The sequence below is a fragment of the Pseudomonas veronii genome, assembly GCF_002028325.1.
GTDB lineage: Bacteria > Pseudomonadota > Gammaproteobacteria > Pseudomonadales > Pseudomonadaceae > Aquipseudomonas > Aquipseudomonas veronii.
Window position 1 is genome coordinate 2,578,768 of record NZ_CP018420.1, and the last position, 19,120, is coordinate 2,597,887.

At 55.7% G+C, this 19,120-nt stretch carries 14 protein-coding genes and 2 pseudogenes; 5 read left to right on the forward strand and 11 right to left on the reverse strand.

Going from position 1 to position 19,120, the window contains the following annotated elements:
- Positions 1–1,125: 1,125 nt before the first annotated feature.
- On the forward strand, positions 1,126–1,722 hold the full coding sequence (locus PverR02_RS12045) for a tyrosine-type recombinase/integrase (RefSeq protein WP_456154015.1): 597 nt from the start codon (positions 1,126–1,128) through the stop codon (positions 1,720–1,722).
- 41 nt (positions 1,723–1,763) lie between these two features.
- On the opposite strand, the gene PverR02_RS12050 is transcribed toward PverR02_RS12045, so the two are convergent.
- The gene (locus PverR02_RS12050; RefSeq protein WP_057005552.1) at positions 1,764–3,686 is read right to left on the reverse strand and encodes a methyl-accepting chemotaxis protein; all 1,923 of its coding nucleotides are present in this window, start codon (positions 3,684–3,686) and stop codon (positions 1,764–1,766) included.
- A 542-nt stretch (positions 3,687–4,228) separates the two neighbouring features.
- Positions 4,229–5,239: a zinc-dependent alcohol dehydrogenase family protein gene (locus tag PverR02_RS12060; RefSeq protein WP_046383999.1), complete on the reverse strand. Its 1,011-nt coding sequence runs from the start codon at positions 5,237–5,239 to the stop codon at positions 4,229–4,231.
- 56 nt (positions 5,240–5,295) lie between these two features.
- On the opposite strand from PverR02_RS12060, the pseudogene PverR02_RS12065 reads away from it, so the two are divergent.
- Positions 5,296–6,362: pseudogene (locus tag PverR02_RS12065) on the forward strand (tyrosine-type recombinase/integrase); the annotation flags it as partial.
- A 297-nt stretch (positions 6,363–6,659) separates the two neighbouring features.
- On the opposite strand, the gene PverR02_RS12075 reads toward PverR02_RS12065, so the two are convergent.
- On the reverse strand, positions 6,660–6,950 hold the full coding sequence (locus PverR02_RS12075; RefSeq protein WP_046383998.1) for a DUF1330 domain-containing protein: 291 nt from the start codon (positions 6,948–6,950) through the stop codon (positions 6,660–6,662).
- A 38-nt stretch (positions 6,951–6,988) separates the two neighbouring features.
- The gene (locus PverR02_RS12080; protein ID WP_046383997.1) at positions 6,989–8,005 is read right to left on the reverse strand and encodes a zinc-dependent alcohol dehydrogenase family protein; all 1,017 of its coding nucleotides are present in this window, start codon (positions 8,003–8,005) and stop codon (positions 6,989–6,991) included.
- 88 nt (positions 8,006–8,093) lie between these two features.
- Between PverR02_RS12080 and PverR02_RS12085 the strand changes: the two genes are divergently transcribed.
- Positions 8,094–8,999: a LysR family transcriptional regulator gene (locus PverR02_RS12085; RefSeq protein WP_079443481.1), complete on the forward strand. Its 906-nt coding sequence runs from the start codon at positions 8,094–8,096 to the stop codon at positions 8,997–8,999.
- Between the two features lie 171 nt (positions 9,000–9,170).
- Here PverR02_RS12085 and PverR02_RS12090 read toward each other — a convergent pair whose 3' ends face one another.
- Positions 9,171–9,611, reverse strand: coding sequence for a hotdog fold domain-containing protein (locus tag PverR02_RS12090; RefSeq protein WP_057005557.1), 441 nt, complete (start codon positions 9,609–9,611; stop codon positions 9,171–9,173).
- 135 nt (positions 9,612–9,746) lie between these two features.
- Here PverR02_RS12090 and PverR02_RS12095 point away from each other — a divergent pair, with 135 nt between their 5' ends.
- Positions 9,747–10,367, forward strand: coding sequence for a TetR/AcrR family transcriptional regulator (locus PverR02_RS12095; RefSeq protein ID WP_046383995.1), 621 nt, complete (start codon positions 9,747–9,749; stop codon positions 10,365–10,367).
- A 106-nt stretch (positions 10,368–10,473) separates the two neighbouring features.
- On the opposite strand, the pseudogene PverR02_RS12100 reads toward PverR02_RS12095, so the two are convergent.
- The 4 genes and pseudogenes from PverR02_RS12100 to PverR02_RS12120 all read right to left on the reverse strand — a co-directional run.
- Positions 10,474–10,731: pseudogene (locus PverR02_RS12100) on the reverse strand (winged helix-turn-helix transcriptional regulator); the annotation flags it as partial.
- A 288-nt stretch (positions 10,732–11,019) separates the two neighbouring features.
- Entirely contained in the window at positions 11,020–12,228 is a 1,209-nt protein-coding gene (locus PverR02_RS12110) for an MFS transporter (RefSeq protein ID WP_046383994.1), read from the reverse strand.
- 88 nt (positions 12,229–12,316) lie between these two features.
- The gene (locus tag PverR02_RS12115; RefSeq protein ID WP_079443482.1) at positions 12,317–13,339 is read right to left on the reverse strand and encodes an alpha/beta hydrolase; all 1,023 of its coding nucleotides are present in this window, start codon (positions 13,337–13,339) and stop codon (positions 12,317–12,319) included.
- A gap of 45 nt (positions 13,340–13,384) precedes the next feature.
- Complete coding sequence (locus PverR02_RS12120; RefSeq protein ID WP_079443483.1) at positions 13,385–14,434, reverse strand: NAD(P)-dependent alcohol dehydrogenase; 1,050 nt, start codon at positions 14,432–14,434, stop codon at positions 13,385–13,387.
- A 164-nt stretch (positions 14,435–14,598) separates the two neighbouring features.
- Between PverR02_RS12120 and PverR02_RS12125 the strand changes: the two genes are divergently transcribed.
- A complete protein-coding gene (locus tag PverR02_RS12125) occupies positions 14,599–15,519 on the forward strand; it encodes an AraC family transcriptional regulator (protein ID WP_046383991.1) in 921 nt (306 codons plus the stop codon).
- Positions 15,520–16,147: 628 nt separating this feature from the next.
- Here PverR02_RS12125 and PverR02_RS12130 read toward each other — a convergent pair.
- Together PverR02_RS12130 and PverR02_RS12135 are read right to left on the reverse strand one after the other, a co-directional pair.
- Positions 16,148–17,422 carry a glycoside hydrolase family 68 protein gene (locus tag PverR02_RS12130; RefSeq protein WP_079443484.1) on the reverse strand — a complete coding sequence of 425 codons (1,275 nt, stop codon included), beginning with the start codon at positions 17,420–17,422 and terminating at the stop codon, positions 16,148–16,150.
- 874 nt (positions 17,423–18,296) lie between these two features.
- Positions 18,297–18,863: a phosphoribosyltransferase family protein gene (locus PverR02_RS12135; protein WP_079443485.1), complete on the reverse strand. Its 567-nt coding sequence runs from the start codon at positions 18,861–18,863 to the stop codon at positions 18,297–18,299.
- Positions 18,864–19,120: the final 257 nt, after the last annotated feature.

Genomic DNA, 19,120 nt, shown 5'->3' on the forward strand with positions numbered 1-19,120 from the left:
ATGACTAAAGGGGCCGCATGATCGAGCTTGCGGAACGATCGCGAAGGTTAGGGCTTTACGCAGCAGAAAAGCGGCGGCTAAACAAGCTTAGGGCACGCAGCATCAGTCGTGGAGATTGTGTCTTTTCCAATTGGGGAGGCATGCGTGAGGTTTGCGATGCTGTTGCTTCCGACCACACGGATCTCTGACTCCAAGACATCGGGGATGGACTGAAGATTTTCCTGCGCCTGGCGATTCAGAATGACGCTCGTGATCGGGCTGTCGAGGGCAATTCTGCCCTTACCGTTGCAAGTGATGAGATCGTCCAATGCTTCCAGATCGGCGGATGAGGCATTCGATAGCAGATCGGAAACGGCCCATCTTGTGGAACAACAACATCCATGTTTCCCCCTGGAGGTGTTTCCATTTTCAGTGATGGAGATCTGGAAGCGTTGATTCCGCTGCTGCCGTCCTTCACTCAGTCTGCGGATGCCCTTCCGGATCGGGCGGGTCTGTATTTCGCTTCCACCCGCTTTTTAGTCAAGGACGATCGATGTGTCCTGTCTCAAGGCGATAGCGTGGCAGAGGCCCATCCCGATGAGGCTTTAACAGTGTTCATGACTGCATCAGGGAGATCAGCATGACTTTGCAAGGCTACTTCAGCCAGCGAAGGGAAGGGAGTGACAGGTGTCCTTATCCAAGAAATTAGTGAACTGTCCAGACTGGACGCTTGCCGTCCGACTGGCTATGGGTAGAAAGGAAATGGTACAGCCCGGAATCCCCGCCTGCTTGACCCTTGATACTCCCCAAAAACGAGTCCAGAATTGAGTCTTTTCCTGCTCCGGCAAGAAAAGAAACCCCTTAGATTTCAACGAGTCGGACGCCAGATACGAGTCTCGTTTCCCGCTCCAAACATAGCGCTACAGAGTTCCACTGAATTCTGTCAGCGATCGAAACAAGGACCTTCGGGTCCTTTTTTCGTTCCGGCGGGAACCACTGACATCCAGCACCGTCCAGTGCTTTTAAGTCCCGATTTAAGTCCCGAATGAGGATCTTGGATTTGGATATGCACTGAATCGGTTTTTTGCTGGAGCAGCTTGGATAGCGAGACGAGCATCCGCTCCTGACTCTGTTCAGGCGCTCGCTATGGCACTCTCGGATACGACCGTTCGGCAAGCCCGAATCACCGGCAATGACTACACGCTAGGCGACACGGATGGGCTTGCGCTCAACGTGACGGCCCGCGGCGGGAAAATCTGGCGTTTCAATACTGCTGGGCGGGCGTACAGAAGCGTATGTCTCTCGGTAGTTATCCGCAAATCAGCCTCAAAGAAGCCCGTGCGCGACGTGATGAGGCGCGCCTTGGTCGCCCAAGGCATCAATCCCTATGAGCACCGTAAACAGCAGCGTCGTGCTGTTCGTTTTGCGGCAGAGCAGGCCTTCGAGGCCGTGTTCAATCAATGGGTGGAGTTCCGCAGGCTGAGCCTGAAGGAAGGGCGCCAGAGCACGCTCTCGCAAATCCTGAGAATCTTCAATAAGGACGTGCTGCCCACACTGGGCGGGCGGTCTATCTACGATATCAATCGTCACGATCTGCTGGATTTGCTGAGCAGGATCGAACAGCGCAAGGCCTTAACGACAGCTGAAAAGTGTCGGGCCTGGTTAAATCAATTGTTCCCCTATGCGTTGGTAAAAATCGAGCATAGGCTGGAGATGTCTACGATGCTGGGGGCAGTCCAATGAGCTTGCAAAGTGTCTAGAGAGTCCGTGGCGATTCACATCGGTCAAACTTTGAAGTGACTGACAAGTTGCTGTAACTGTACCCCCAGGCGCGCGAGTTCGATACTGGAGGCCGCTGTCTCCTCACTAGCTGAGGCGGTCTGCTCAGACACGTCGCGTACACTCAAAATGCTGCGGCTTATTTCCTCCGCCACCGAACTTTGTTGTACTGCGGCGGCAGCAATCTGTTGGTTCATGGCTTGAATCCCGGAAACCGTCTGAGTGATGCTAGCTAAAGATGCGCCTGCTTTACCTGCCAACGCCACAGTGCTATCGGTTAGTTCGCGGCTGCTCTGCATAATACTGGACACCTGACGTGTTCCACCTTGCAAGCCTGCCACCAAGCTTTCTATTTCCTCAGTGGACTGCTGAGTACGCTGAGCCAGTCCTCGTACTTCGTCAGCGACCACTGCAAAACCGCGCCCTGCCTCACCTGCGCGAGCAGCCTCAATGGCCGCGTTAAGGGCCAATAAATTAGTTTGCTCAGCCACCGCCTTGATCACGTCCATGATCTTGACGATGCGCCCACTTTCTTGTTCAAGCTTATTCATAGCTTCCGCTGAACGCCCGACTTCGCTGGACAAACGCTCAATCTGGGCGATGGCTTCCGCGACTACTTTGTCACCAGCGCGCGCCTGAGCATCGGCCTCTGATGCGGCAACGGAAGCTTGTTCCGCATTCCGCGCAACTTCATGCACAGTGGCCGACATTTCGTGCATCGCAGTAGCCACTTGGTCGGTCTCGGTTTTCTGGCTATTGACCCCAGCGCTGGTCTGCTCAGTGACAGCTGAAAGCTCTTCCGCTGCACTGGCGATCTGGGTGACTCCATCGCGGATACCACCGATCAGATCGCGCAAGGTACGACCCATGCGCTGAATACCTTGTTGCAGCACACCCAGTTCGTCTCTACGGGTCACGACCATGTTTTGCGTGAGATCGCCCGCTGCAATGCAATCGACCACAGCCAGAGTCTCCTGCAATGGGCGGGTAATCTGGCGGGTGATTATCAGAGCTGCAAGAAGCCCCAATAACATTGCCAAAGCAGTGCAACTCAACTGCAGCGTGCGGGCCTGAGCACTATCTGTTTCAAGGGCGGCCAGCTGTCTGGCATACATTTCATCAGTCAGACGGGTGATGGCCTCTCCGAAATTGACAGTGTCCTGCACGGAGTGGTCGATAGCCCCATTACTGGCTGTAAAATCCTGCACTGAGCGGCGGTAAGCCATCAGAGCGGTTTCCAGTTGCCTGATAGGATCGGCATAGGCGGCACCAAAGGTGTTGTTGAGGGTTTCAATGCCCTTGAGCGCACTATCAAGCTGGCGGGCGGCGGCTTGTTCCGTAGTGCTGTTGGGATTGCCGGTGTAGCCACGAACTTCATAACGCACCAGCGCGACATCCTCTTTGGCCTTGAGGATGACTTTGTATAACTCATAACGGCGCTGATCAGAGACTGGCATTGCTTCTACGTCATTGATGAGCTTGGCAATCAGCGCGGCGCCTTTGACCGCATTGGTGGCCATTTCCTTACGGGTGGCCGCACTATTGCGATAGGCCTCGCGCATCGTATTAATTGCCATTTGATACTGAGTGGTGGCTTGGTTGATCAGCGCAAGACTTTGCAAGTTTTCAGGTAGCTGCAGTTCTTTTGCGAGGCTTTTTTGCTTGGCGACAAACAGTTCCAGCGCATCCTGGATCAATGCACCTTGTTGCTCGTCACCCTTGTCCACCTGATACTGAAAACGGGCCCTCCGTAGATGATCAAGACGGTTGCCGAGTTCGGTGATGCCGGCCATTCGATTACTACGGTCAATCATTTTTCCCAAGCTGAACCAGCTGGTCGCGGCAAGGATGGCGGTTAGAAGGAGTACAACAGCAAAGCCCAAGGCCAGCTTGAGCATGACGCTGATATTCGCGAGCCAAGAGTTCATAGCGTTCCTTTGGTAATCAGCCGTGACCGATGAAAACTGGCGCGGTCATCTGAGAAGGGGGGGGAGGTATAATCAATATTGATATGGATGATTGGATGAATATAGCACAGTGATGGCTCGGTGCCATCACAAGCTTTTAATGATTTCGACGATACGTGTCAGAATGGCGACAGCTAGAAAAATGAATCGCCCAGGATTCTCTAGACACCTTGCAAAAAGTTATACAAGGTGCTCGATTTCGTAAAAGGGTGGTGGCCGGCCTATGCAAGTCGGCATGCAATCCTACCGATCAATCACTACGCTCCACCCTGAAGCCTCTCTAGGTGGTTTTGACATCTGCCGCACTCAGGAGAAAGTCCGGTTAGCGCATTGCTTTCAAGACAAGACGGTTGCAGAGGTCGCATACGCCGTCATGAACAGTGAGAGGCAACTATTGTGGGTGGGTTTTTCCAACATTGAGGTCTGAATGACGAACCTTGCAAGCCGTGAAGAGCTAATCACATGGCGAACCTTAAGGTCTTCTCATGCACAGTTATGCGCGCTTAGATATCCAGACAAATTTTGCCGAAATGCTTGTTGGTTTCCTGATACTTGAACGCTTCGACAATCTCGTTCAAAGGGAAATGACGATCAATAATCGGACGCATACCATTAGCATTGATGGCTCGGATCATGTCTTGCTGCTGGCTGCGGCTGCCCACCAATACACCCTGCAGACGTACTTGCTTGATCAGTGCGGGTACAAAATTCATTGCACCGCTTACGCCACTCAGTATCCCGATGATGGAGATGTGACCAGCAACCCGAGTTGCAACCATCGATTGCTCGAGAGTCGCGGGGCCGCCGACTTCTATGATGTGATCAACACCACGGCCACCCGTTAGAGCGCGTGCAGTTTCACCCCAGTTAAGGTCTTTGCGGTAATTGATCACATGATCAGCGCCTAGTCCTTTCAGACGTTCAAGTTTTTCGTCGCTTGAAGAGGTAGCAATGACGGTAGCGCCGGCCAATTTAGCGAACTGCAGAGCGAAAATTGAAACGCCGCCAGTGCCTTGGACGAGCACGGTGTCGCCCGGCTTGAGTGAGTCATCGGCCATCAGGGCGCGCCATGCAGTAAGGCCGGCAGTGGTGAGCGTGGACGCTTCAGCATGGCTGTATCCGATAGGCGCGAGAGTGAACGATGTGGCTTTGGCCGTCACTTGCTCACGAGCGTAGCCGTCAATGCCATCACCTGGCACGCTAACAAAACCCTCAACCAGTGGCGCACCATTGATCCACTCAGGGAAGAATGTACTAACGACCGAGTCACCCACCTTGAATTCAGTGACATCTTCGCCGACAGCAATGACTTCACCTGCGCCGTCGGCCATGGGGATGCGTTTTTCACTAGGCCCCCACATACCGCTGACCACCGCGAAGTCGTGGTAGTTGAGCGAGTTGGCGTGAAGGCGCACTGTGATTTCGCCGCGCGCTGCGGCCCGTACTTCGCTACTGCCAACCACAACCTTTTCATAACCGCCACCGGGTTGGACGAAGATAGTTTTACTGCTCATAGGGGATTCCTTGTGTTTTCTAATTACGCGAAATTACGACCGTTCGGCAAGCCTGAATCACCGGCAATGACTACACGATAGGCGACACGGATGGGCTTGCGCTCAACGTGACGGCCCGCGGCGGGAAAATCTGGCGTTTCAATACTGCTGGGCGGGCGTGCAGAAGCGTATGTCTCTCGGTAGTTATCCGCAAATCAGCCTCAAAGAAGCCCGTGCGCGACGTGATGAGGCGCGCGTCTTGGTCGCCCAAGGCATCAATCCCTATGAGCACCGTAAACAGCAGCGTCGTGCTGTTCGTTTTGCGGCAGAGCAGGCCTTCGAGGCCGTGTTCAATCAATGGGTGGAGTTCCGCAGGCTGAGCCTGAAGGAGGGGCGCCAGAGCACGCTCTCGCAAATCTTGAGAATCTTCAATAAAAACGTCCTGCCCATACTGGGTGGATGGTCTATCTACGACATCAATCGTCGCGATCTGCTGGATTTGCTGAGCAGGATCGAACAGCGCAAGGCCTTATCGACAGCTGAAAAGTGTCGGACCTGGTTTAATCAATTGTTCCGCTATGCGTTGGTAAAAATCGAGGGGCTAGAACACAATCCGGCTTCAGGCCTGGATGTGGTTGCACTTCGCAAACCTCCTGTTACTCACAATCCATTTCTCCGTATGGAGGAGTCCCCGGCCTTGATGGCTGCTCTTCGAAACTACGGTGGCGCCAACCAAACTCGGCTTGGCCTTCGGTTGTTGCTGCTGACCGGTGTCCGCACGGGCGAGTTGCGGCTGGCGACACCCGACCAGTTCGATTTGGAGAAGCGCTTGTGGATCATACCGGCGGAAGTGGTGAAACAACTCCAGCTAGCGATGTGCAAGCCAGGTAAGCAGATCCAAAACGTACCGCCTTATATCGTGCCACTGTCGGTGCAGGCGCTGGAGATAGTGCGCCATTTGTTGGACCAGGTTGTCCCCGCGCAGCGCTACTTATTTGCGCATCGAAGCGACCTGAGCAAGCGCATCAGTGAGAACACTCTGAATGGCGCGCTACTGTGTCGATGCGAATGTGCTGGAGACGTCGGGTACTCGGATCGGCATGCCGATCGCTGTTGGACTGGTCAGCGACACGGGTTGCGATCCGGTCGAGACGGGCAATTTGGCCTCGGTCCTGCCTTTTCAGCAGGGTGGGCCGTGTTGGCGAGCGCACCTTACTGCTCCCCAATTGCGTCGTCGTCTGAGTCTGTCTGACGCATAACCCATCACCATTTTGCCGAGTGTCCCGACGTGTGGTGATGGGCGATCAGGTGACCGGGACTGCCACGTGACCTAGCGAAAAAGCTCGCAGGTTCCCCTGCGCGCTTCATTTCCTGATTAGTAAGCCTAGGTAAGTGTCCTTCGACGGCCGACACAGGGTTCTGGATATCCTCGGTAGGCGTTCTAACTTACTCCGTCTACGACAAACCCTCGATAGACTGCACCCTTGAGCCTGTGTCCAACGATGGACTGATACGCATCGCCGTGATACCAGGCCTTGGCTTCGTCGAATGTCGGGAAGGAGAAAAGTACAACGCCTTCTGGTAATTCCCCTTCAAACGCCTCAATCCGTTGATAGGCTGAAAGCATCGTGGACTGCAGGCCGGCAAGAGCAATGGTGGCTTTTTGTGCATATATATCAAGCTCATGCTGATCGAGCGTTTTCTCTCGGATGAAGATTACATAAGCAGTCATGATCTGTCCCGTTAGCTATCGTTGACTGGGTCATCACATCAGTGGCTGATAACGACCTTGCCAAAGACGTCACGTGTCATGAGTTTTTCATACGCCCGCTTGGCGTCCCCAAACTCAAAACGACTGTCGATTACAGGGCTGATTCCATGTGCGGCGATGCCTGCGATCAAATCTTCCAGATCTTGTCGATTGCCCAGGGCGATAGGCTGGTATCGCGCCTGGCTCATGAACATGGACATGAAGTCGACGCTGCCTTCCAAGCCCGCGAGTACCCCAACCATCGAAACCTGGCCACCCACCGCAATGGCTTTGACCGACTCCTGGAAAGTGCCTGAGCCACCCACCTCAACGATGCGATTGACGCCATTGCCGTTGGTAAGCGCCCGGACCTGCTGCGACCATGCGGGATGGGTTTTGTAGTTGATGATGTCGGCTACGCCCAACAGCTTGAGCTGTTCGGACTTCTCATCGCTGGATGTCGTGGCAATGACGCGCGCGCCCAGCGCTTTTGCAAACTGGATGGCGAACAATGAGACGCCTCCCGTTCCCTGTGTCAGTACCGTGTCGCCTGCGCTTACTCCTTTGACCGCAGACCACGCAGTGACCGCAGCACAAGGTAGGGTAGCGGCCTCTTCAAAGCTCAGACTGCCAGGAATGTGTGCCAGAGCGTTTTCTGATGTGACGCGGTAATCTGCCAGCCAGCCGTCGACATCATATGAATACTGGGAATACTTTCCGGTGAACGGCCCGTCAATCCATTCAGGGAAGAATGAGTTCACGACTCGATCCCCAGTGACGAAGCGAGTCACTCCCTCGCCAACGGCGATCACCTCACCTGCACCATCGGAAAGAGGGATGGTGCCCGATGGTACGGGCGCTGTGTAGTGTCCTTGCAGAATGAGGATGTCTCGGAAATTCAACGAGGAGGCGCGTACGCGGACGACGACTTCGCCTGAGGCCGGAGTCGGAATCGCTATGGCACCGTTGACAAGGCCATCGAGCCCGCCAAATTTTTCGAGGTGATAGGCGCGGTTTTGTTTGGTTTCAGCATTCATGAAGCAGTCCTTTCTAGGGGGTTGATACATTATTTTCCCCTTGAATGCCGTGGTTGATAATCCACTGCCACCTACTCATACTGTTTAGATGAACTACACAATCGGACGCGGTGAGTTAGATGGGGTTCTCGTGTTCTTGGCGGTCGCCGAGGCGCGCGGCTTCCGGGCGGCTGCGCGCCGCCTTGGCATTACGCCATCAGCTGTTAGTCAGGCGATACGCACATTCGAACAGCGAGTGGGAGTGCCACTGCTGGCACGAACTACCAGAAGCGTCGGACTGACTGAGGCTGGAGCAAGACTGCTGCTTCAAGTGCGGCCTGCTGCTCAGCAGGTACTTCTGGGAATTGAGTCCGCGCGTAACTTCGGTGAGTCTGTAACCGGGCTGCTTCGAATCAGTGTTCCCAGGCCAAGTGTTCCTATGCTGACAGAACGCTTCGTGCCTGGGTTCCTTAGCGCGAACCCGGGAATACAGCTTGAATTTGTCGGTGATGATCACCTGGTGGACATCATTGATGAAGGTTGCGATGCCGGAGTACGACCGCGTTCATATGTACACGCTGATATGGTTGCGGTACCTCTGACCGCTGAGGAACCCAGCATTGTGGTCGGCTCACCGTCCCTGATCGCGCGCTATGCGCGGCCTCTGCTACCTGATGATATCTTGGGCCTGCCGTGCATCACCTATCGGCAGGCGGGTATTGTGCTGGACAGCTGGACATTCAGCGTCTCGGGCGAAAGACACGTAGTGCGCGTCCGTGGTCCGTTGATACTGGATGACGTGGCCGCTTGTATTCACGCCGCGGAGCGAGGGGTCGGATTGTTCATGCTTCCGCGATCTCTCGTTGCGCGCCATATCCACGCTGGAACACTTGAAGTCTTACTCGAAAGCTTCTCGGTGACCTTTCCCGGATTGGCGCTTTATTATCCCAGTCGGCGAAATGTGCTGCCCAAACTTCGTGCATTCATCGACTATGTTTTAGTCAGCAGACCTTGATAAGGGCATTGCAGTTTGAATCGCTCCGGGTTTTCTAGACACTCCCCAAGCTCGCCGTGCAGCGCTTTTCAAACTCTACCGGGACAGTTAATTGTTGAAATCATGACGCATTTTTCATGCTCGCAGCGGGAGCGATTTGGCTCGGCATAACGCCGAGCCTATAGAAAAGGCCTAAGCGATTTTCACATTCATCGTGATTCTGGCAGTGAAAACTTTCACGCCACCCTCGTCGAAGATATCAACCGGAACGAACTTGTCGCCGCCGGTTTTCCAGTCAATACCGCTGCCATCAGCTACAGCTCGAATGCTCGATTTTGCTTTCGCGAGATATTCAACGGTCATGCCTTTCGGAATCCATTTGGCGCCTGAAGGAATCGAAGCGTCAGTCATCATTCCGCCCGCGAGCTCGGCTGCGTTGCACAGGGCTATCGCGTGCACAGATGCCAGATGGTTGGTGATTTCCTTGCGAAACGGCACGTTAACGACTGCATGGCCTGGGCTGAGCTCTGAAATCTCAGGGGCGATCGTGCTGAAGTAAGGTGCCATTTGGCAGGCCATATTGCTGAACGCGGCGGGGCCTACGCTATTGAACATACTTAGAGCTTGACTCATGAGATACCCTCGCGGTTGGTTGCAGAATAATATTCTGTAACGGAATAATGTTCTGTGTTTATGGAGGCTGTCAAGCCAAGCTTTCTTTACGGTGCGTTCACCCTATAGACTCCGCTTCATTTGGCGTTTCCCCTCATGCATTCAACTGATCTGATCGAGCGTATCTATCCGGGAAGGCGTAGCGAGCTCAAGCGCACAATCCTGCGCCGAGCACTTGCCTGCTTTAACGAGGTAGGCATCGAAGCCACAAACATCGAAACCATTCGGGCTCAATGCGAAACGAGCGTAGGCGCTATCTATCATCACTTCGGCAGTAAAGAGGGACTGGTGGCCGCTCTTTTTTTCGCTGCGCTAGAAGATCAGGCAGCGCTCCGAGATAGCTATTTGCAAAAAGCACAGACGGCTCAAGCGGGTGTAGCGGCTCTGATCTATAGCTACGCTGAATGGGTCGATGAACAACCGGATTGGGCTCGCTTTGTTTTCCAAAGTCGCTACGCCGTCTCAAGTGGGCCTTTCAACGGTGAATTGCTTGAACGCAATAAACAACGCAACAGGCAGTTGCTGGACTGGATGAGTGTCGAGGGCCGCAAGGAACAGTTCAGTCATCTTCCTGTAGAACTCTTACCGTCACTCATCATCGGCGCGACAGAAAGCTATTCGCGTGCCTGGCTTTCCGGGAGGGTCGAAAAAAGCCCGAAGCAGTATCAGGACTTTCTCGCGAAGGCTGCTTGGAATTCGATTACGCAAATTGACTAGATAGCTAACTGACTTTTGAGTAAGCGTTGGAGGTTCTGAATCAGCTGGCTTTCAAGGCGCAGGAGGCACGTCGCACATCACCTCGGCTGCAGTGAATCGCTCAGGTTTAAACCGCCCCATCACCTTTGCGGGTGCTGTTAGCTTTTCGGCCACGTGGATTTGGATTTACGGGGACGCTTTTCCCGTACTCGCTCCACCAGGTGGCGAGTGCCGCCATCGTCGGCCCGAGCGCACTCGCCTTGGCTGTCATCTCATATTCGACGCGCGGTGGTACTTCCGCGAAGACTGTTCGCGAGATCCGGCCATCGTTTTCAAGCTCTCGGAGTTGCGCCGTCAGCATGTGTTGTGTGATACCGCTAATCGCAAACGCACAAGCGGAGTTGGGCTATTCAGCCTCCCACCTTGTGCCTTTGATGATCGTGGTCAAAGTACTGGGTCCTGCCACGATTCTCTGGCGCTTTAACGTGGCGCTCAGTGATCTGGCTTATGTCGGCATGTTTTATCATCTGCTGCTCTCCGCCCTAGCACACCTGGGTGTTCGCAAACCCAAAGGTTTTCTCCCGGCAGTCGTAGCACTCATCCTCTTGGCCGCCTCCTTCATGACACAAAACGCTGTTCGCGATAAAAGACGCCTTGGCGTGTCTTGTGTTTTTTATGCGATGTTCACCGATGCAACCGGCTCCCGCGTGGCAGAGCGTGCAGCCAGGAAGGCAAGCACAGCCGCCACGCCCAGCAATGCGGCGCTCAACTCGAAGGTTGCGCGATAGCCGCTCAAGTCAAACACCAGCCCGCCAACGGTTGCACCCGAGGCAATGGCCAGTTGAATGATCGCCACCATTAAGCCGCCTCCCGCTTCAGCAGCCTCTGGCAATGTTCTGGCCAGCCATGTCCACCATCCCACTGGAGCCGCCGTTGCAACCAGTCCCCAGAGACCCAGCAAGACAGTGGTGGTGGTCGCCGAACTGCCGAATGAAACGAGCGCCAGTGCGATCACCGCCATCAATATCGGAATGACGATGAGGGTGCGATGCAGGCCATTTTTCAAGAAGGCTTCAATCAGGAAGGTTCCCGCGAGCCCAGCCAGACCCAAGACGAGCAACATCAGCGATAGCGTGGAAACACTGACGTGCGTGACCGTTTCAAGGAACGGGCGCAGGTAGGTAAACAGCATAAACTGCCCCATGAAAAAGACACTGACCGCCACCATGCCTAACGCGACCGGTAGGCTTTTCATCAACTTGAAGACATTCCCAGTGCCCGAACCACTTTGTGACTTCATCGCCGGAAGGCTAAATAGAAGCCAGGCAGAGGCGATCACCGCGACCGGAATAACGCACAAAAATGCACCGCGCCAGCCGATCAACGCGCCAAGGAAACTGCCCAGCGGCGCTGCAATCACTGTTGCCAGAGCGTTGCCGCCGTTGACGATTGCCATGGCGCGAGTGATCTGGTCTTCAGGCACCAGGCGCATGGCGGTTGCGGCCGACAGCGACCAGAAGCCACCTATCGCTACCCCGATCAACGCGCGACCGATCATGAACACCCAGTAATTCGGCGCGAAAGCGACCACTGTTCCCGAAATGATCATCAGCACAGTCAGTGACAGCAGCAGAGGTTTGCGGTCGACCCGCGCCGCCACCGAAGCGATCAGAAGGCTGGTGAACAGCGCAAACAGCCCAGAGACAGAAATGCCCTGGCCCGCTTGCCCCTCGGTGATATGCAAGTCGGCGGCAATCGGCGTCAGCAGGCTGACGGGCATGAATTCCGATGCCACCAGCACGAAGGCTGCAAGCGACATGGCTAATACCGCGCCCCACGATTGTTCAGCTTTCCGGGGGGCGTGGAGGGAGTGGTTGCTCATTGATTGAATCCTGTCATGCGCGAAGCGTTGCGGCCCCGTAAATGAGGCCGCGCGAGAGAACCGGTGCCCGGCCAGGGGCACCGGCCATTTACTTCAGGTTGCTTTTGAAGAACGAAGTCAACTTAGCGAATGGAATGAGGTTGACCCGGTCGTAAAGATCCACATGTCCGGCATCTGGAATGATCAGCAGTTCTTTGGGTTCGGCAGCGCGTTTGTAGGCGTCTTCACTGAACTCGAGCGAGTGTGCCTTGGCACCAGCAATGAACAGCAGTGGGCGAGGGGAGATCGAATCTATGTCGTTAAACGGATAGAAGTTCATGAACTTCACGTTGCTGGTCAGTGTAGGCATGGTGGTGGTCTGCGCCGATGCGCCGGCAGGCGTAACCTCGCCACGCGGGGTGCGGTAGAAATCGTAGAACTCGTCACCCACGGCGTTACCGGTCAGCTTCAGCGGCGTGCCGCTGGTATAACGGATTTGACCACCCTGAAACTCTATATCACGCTGCTGCGCCGCTTCGCGAATGATCTGCTGACGTTGTTCCGACGTTACGCCATGCTTGAGGCCGTTACGATTGGCTGCGCCCATGTCGTACATGCTGACGGTGGCGATCGCCTTGAGGCGCGGATCAATCTTGGCCGCGCTGATGGCGAAGCTGCCGCTGCCACAGATGCCAATGACACCAATACGCTCGTGATCAACAATGGATTGAGTGCCGAGAAAGTCCACGGCGGCACTGAAGTCTTCGGCATAGATATCAGGCGAGACCGCTTGGCGAGGTGTGCCCGCACTTTCGCCCCAGAAGGACAAGTCCAGCGACAGCGTGACAAATCCCTGCTCGGCCATTTTGGTGGCGTAGAGGTTTGCGCTTTGCTCCTTTACCGCGCCCATGGGGTGGCCAACGATGATGGCGGCGTTTTTCGTTTTCGGGTCGAGGTCTTTCGGGGTGAACAAGTTGCCCGCGACTTTCATTCCGTATTGATTGTTGAAGGTGACCTTTTCCACCGTCACTTTGTCGCTTTTGTAGAAGTTGTCTGCACCGTTTGACATATCGGCTCCCATCGAAGAGAAAGAGGTAACAAGTAGCCCGAGGGCGAGAAAAATACCTTTCACTGGATCATCCTTTCGGTTGAGTCGTTACCGGCTGGAGTCTTTCGACTAGCCAACCAATGTGGCGTTGTCGATCACAAAGCGATACTTGACGTCACCCTTGAGCATCCGTTCGTAGGCGTTGTTGATCTGATCGGCTCGAACCAGTTCGATGTCGGCGACGATGTTGTGCTCGGCACAGAAATCCAGCATCTCCTGTGTTTCAGGGATGCCGCCGATCATCGAGCCGGCAATGGTTCGGCGCTTCATGATCAGGTTGAACACGTTGGGTGATGGATGCGGGGAGGCGGGGGCACCGACCAGCGTCAGCGCTCCGTCGCGCTTGAGCAACACCAGAAACGCATCCAGATCGTGGGGCGCTGCGACGGTATTGAGGATGAAGTCGAAGCTCTTGGTATGCGCGGCCATCTCCTCAGCGTTGCGCGATACCACCACTTCGTCCGCGCCCAATTCCTTTGCCGCTTCGCGCTTGGATTCCGATGTGGTGAATGCCACGACATGGGCGCCCATCGCATGGGCCAGTTTGATGCCCATGTGGCCTAGCCCACCAATACCGACCACGCCGACTTTCTTACCCGGCCCGACGTTCCAGTGGCGCAGCGGCGAATACGTGGTGATGCCCGCGCACAGCAGCGGTGCGACGGCGGCCAGTTGTTGCTCGGGATGGCGGATGCGCAGGACGTAACGCTCATGCACCACAACGTTTTGTGAGTAGCCGCCGAGCGTCCAGCCAGGAGCGTCTGGGGTAGGAAAGTTGTAGGTTCCGATCATGCCGTCGCAATAGTTTTCCAGGCCGGATTCACAGTCGTCACAGTGTTTACAGCTGTCGACGATGCAACCGACACCGACCAGATCGCCGACTTTGAATTCCGCTACATGGGCGCCGACCGCCGATACGCGGCCGACAATTTCGTGTCCCGGTACGCAGGGGAACTGCGTGCCTGCCCATTCGGCACGCACCTGATGCAAGTCCGAATGGCAGATACCGCAGAAGGCGATGTCGATCTGAACGTCATGGGTGGCGGGGGAACGGCGACTGATCTGCAAAGGCTCAAGGGGTTTGTCGCCCGCATGAGCACCATAGGCTTGTACAAGCATGGGAGAGTCCTCGATGGTGTGTCGGATGAACATTTTCCCGCTCTGCCCTGACTGCAAACAGTGCATTGCGCTGGATTACTTGCCTGATTCTATGAGTCTGCGTTCTTTTGCAGGACGGTTGCGCGCGGGCGAGTTAGAGTTCAGCGAAGAGGTACGAGACGAACATGATGCCCCCACACGAAACCCCCACATCGCCCCAAGAGGCGCTCGTCCAGGTCATTGGCTCGCGGGTCTTGAAACCCGGTGACTACGCAACATCGATTGCGGGTCTCGGCTTCTTTAGGCGCGAACACCCGTCGCCGCCTGTTGTTTGCATGGTCGAACCGAGCATCATTCTTGTCGCCCAAGGCGAGAAACAGCTGTGGGTAGGCGGTGAGGGTTATCCGTATGACACCTCGCGTTTTCTGGTCACCTCACTGGATTTGCCGGCCAACTCGGAGGTGCTCAAGGCGAGCCCGGAGCAACCGTGCCTGGGCCTGACGTTCAAGCTCGATTTGCGCATGCTGGCAGAGCTGATAGCGCAGAGTGATCTGCCGCCCACCCGTGAACGCTCGGCCGCGAAAGGGGTAGGCATCGGTTCAGTGACCGCAGCCATGCTGGCGCCGTTCGAGCGCTTGTTGGCGCTGCTCGATGAGCCGGAAGCTATTCCTGTTCTCGCCCCCTTGATCCAGCGTGAAATTCACTACCGTCTCTTGAAAAGTGATCAGGCTGGCCGGCTTCGACAGATAACTTCTGTCGATGGCCAAGGTTATCGGATCGCGAAAGCCATCGATTGGTTGAAGTTGAATTACACTTCGGCGCTTAGAGTCGATGAGCTAGCGGCCCGTGTACAGATGAGCACGCCAACCTTCCACCACCACTTCCGCCAACTCACCGCAATGAGCCCCTTGCAGTATCAAAAATGGCTGAGGCTGAACGAGGCAAGGCGATTGATGCTCAATGAACACCAAGACGTATCCAGTGCGGCTTTCAAGGTTGGATATGAAAGCCCCTCCCAGTTCAGCCGCGAATACAGTCGATTCTTTGGTGTTGCGCCTAAACGAGATATCGCAGTGTTACGAAAGGGCAGGCTAGCGACATTGTGAGGTCTTCTTGGCGAATCAGATCCGAGCAAGGGTCCGATTCACCAGCCGCTGCTCGGGTGGCGATAGGGTACGTCCCGCCAGTTGCACGATGGCGCACTCGATACACATGTCCGATGGCGAAAGTTCGGGATGTAACAGGCGCGCAAGTTTACTAGGCCGCCATTACGGGCGTCATGATCCAGCCAAGAGTTTCAGGTGAACAGGAGGTTGTCGCCACACAACGTCAGGTCGCGTAGCAACGACGGGTTGTCAAAGGTCAGTTCCCACCAGTATCGCCTGATTCTGTTTCATGATGAACATCGCGCGCAGGCGCGGGGCGAGAGACTTGTCGAGCATCACGAAGGACCAGGCATAGCCCGGCACCTGCGTCGGTGAACGGGGGGAGTCTGCTGGAGTAGTGGATGTTCCGGCCGGCGGTAGAGGGCGGCGGGCCGGGCCAGCAGAACCAATTGGGTGTATACCCGTTACTGGCTGCCTCCTTGCAGCCAGTAACAAAGGGTTGTTACTACGTATTGTTCAAGAGGGTTCCCGAGCAAAGTCGCAGTAAGTTAGGTGGGATATCTCGATCCTATCCGCAACGAGTTTTTCATCGAGCTCAAACCCGCTGCCTGAAAGCCCTGGGTAGCGATTACTTGAGCGTGACGTCGAGCATCGGCGGGATGTAACCGTAGTCGTACTCGGCAACCACGAACGTCTGCTGCCCTTTGATCTTGATCCCCACCGTCGGTGCTTCGGTGCCGCCGATACGAATCTGCGTGCCGGTTTCGTCGGTCGGTACGCTGTCGATAAATGAGGTCACCAGGCCGTTGGGCATCACGCAGTGCGAGTAGGTCTGGAACGGCTGGGAAGACGGATTTCCCAGTACCAGGCCGGAACCGTTCAAGGGTACGTAAGGACCGAACAGCGAATCTGCGACAAACCCGTACACACCGTCTGGCCCGGTCACCCCATCGGCATAGGTAAAGGTGTGGCTGATGGTGAACAGGTAGTACTTGCCGTCCTGGAACACGAAGTGCGGGCGTTCGGTCTGATCGTTGACGCCTACCGCGGTCAGCAGCGGCGGCAGCATTTCCCAGTCGTCTCCGTCTTCGTCACGGGCTACGGCGATACCGACACAGGCGGTCTGGAAGCGCGAGTTGCCGACGTCTTCATAACCCGGCGGCACATCACCGACTTCTGCATCACCGACCTTGTGCGAGCCGCGCTCGCCGGCCACGTTGCCCTCGAACAGCATGTACAGCTTGCCATCCTTCGGGTCGCGGAACGGCCATGGATCACGGAAACCCCAGAAGGCGTTTTGCGCTTCGGTCTGGTACATCTTGCCGTCGGCCTCGAACAGCGGCTTGACCTTCTCGAAGCCGACCAGGCTGACGCCATGCTCGGTGGTCACCACACGGCCACGCACCTTGACGATGGTCGCGCCCGGCGTGACCGCGGTGTAGTACAGGTCCACTTCGCCTTGCTCGTTCAACAGAATCGGCGTGCCGGCCCATTCGCGAACGGTCGGCGAAACCCCTTCAGCCATCACTCGGCCGCCGAGTTCCCAGTTCTTGCCGGTGCGGGAGAACCAGTAGTACATCTTTGCCCGGCCATGGCGATCGTTCCAGTCGCGGGTGATGTCGTAGTTACCGTTCTGGTCGAGGTATTGCGGGTCGTTCGGGTGACGATCCGCAGTCAGGGTGAAGATCACTGACCAGCCATCGACAGAGGTGATGTTGCCGTCGATATCACGCAGCGGCATGGTGTCCCAGATAAACACCTCGTCGCTCAGTACCGGGAAGTTCGCACTGACCAGTGGCTGGGTGGTAGTGGGGTCGTCCGCGCGGACTTTCAGCGCATCGGCTCGGGTCCACAGGCTGGGTTGATGGGGTGTTTTGCCAAATTTCTCAGTGTTGCTTTTCATAGGGAAAAACCTCGTCCATGAATGGATTCAAATAAATACTGATCAAAAAACACTGTATTTATATACAGTCATTTAACTGTAAAAGACTCCTCCCTTCGGGTCAAGGGAAAAAATGCATTTATGCATAATTGAGTTTTTTGTTGAAGCTGATACGTTTCAGCTTGTGATGTTTCTAGAGGTTTGTTCTCGGACCGATCAGCGACGTTACCTGCATGATGCTGGGTAGACGCAGGTGGTCAAATCGATCAACGCTGTCGAACCTTGCAAAGAGTTTTGGTGCGATGGCATGGACGTAGCCCTGCGTCTTCAACGCCTGCATCACTATCAGTAGGAGTCAGGCAATGAACGGTGCAATCGATGCGCGGGCATGTCATCGAGAGGCTCAACCGGCATTAATACTTGCAAGTTAGGGGCTGCGGATTGTGGGTTAAGTCAGTCGAATTAATTTCGCGGCTGTTTCGAAAGCCGACAGCAACGATGCTACCGAGCCAATCAAGCTGATCAGGTTGCCTGGGATCGGGTACATCACCCCAAGGGGTTAATACCGATACAAAGTCGACTCACCGGAGGTACGGACGAAAATTTGGATGAACTGATGGCGATCTCATCCCAGGCCTAGGTCCGTGAAAGCTACCAAAGCGGAGCTGGTCGGCCGGTCCGTGGCGCCGACGTTTCCCGCTCCAAACATAGCGCTACAGAGTTCCACTGAATTCTGTCAGCGATCGAAACAAGGACCTCCGGGTCCTTTTTTCGTTCCGGCGGGAACCACTGACATCCAGCACCGTCCAGTGCTTTTAAGTCCTGAATTGTTGGCGCCGAGCGTTCTCCACCGCTCAAGCCCGGTGACTCGGCGAAGCCCTGAACGCTTCCACCGTCAGCGGGCGGCGCCGTGTCGTACCACTTCTATGCAAAAGGCCTGTTCGTAGGGCGGTACGTTGCATTCGACAATATCAGTGGCGGCGACTTGCAGGTGTATACCGACAATGTCGGCCCGGATCGGCTGCTGACGGACATGCCGGTCGACCAGTACCGCCGTATGGACCCGACGAGCCCCCAGTTGTGCCAGATATGCACAAGTGCGCAGGAGGGAATGGCCTTCGAAGAGCACATCATCGACCACCAGAAACGTGGTATTGGCCAGATCCAACCTGCCCAGGGCCGGGTTTTCGGTCAATTGCGTGTAGGTATGCAGCACTTGCAGGTCGTCGGCGTAGCGCTTGACCTGCAGCGGGTAAACAGGGAGTTCCGGCCGGCCGGTCTGACGCGCAATGTACTCGCGCAACCTTTGAGCCAGGGGCAGGCCCCTGCGCTCGATGCCTATCAGTGCCGCATGCGTCGGTGGCAGAAGGGTGGCGGCCTTGCGCGCCATCGTCTGCAACACAACATCCAGCTCATCACCGTCATACAGGCGCAACCGTTGACTTGCCACTAGGATCGTCATTGCTTTCTCCTGCTCGGGAAACATGGGGTCATGCGGTGCCGGCTACGGCAGCAGGCGTATGCCATGAGATACGTGTGCAATCGGCGAGTCTGAACTCCTGAGGCGCCGCACCCTTGCGAGTGCATGTTGGGTCAATGTAGACCGGCTGACCCTGGCAGGATTGATATTGATCAATCGCGATCAATCCAACGCCCGATCCTTTCAACCGACGCGAATCTGCGGTGGCGCCAGAGGTGTGGGCACAAGCTGCCGCGAGT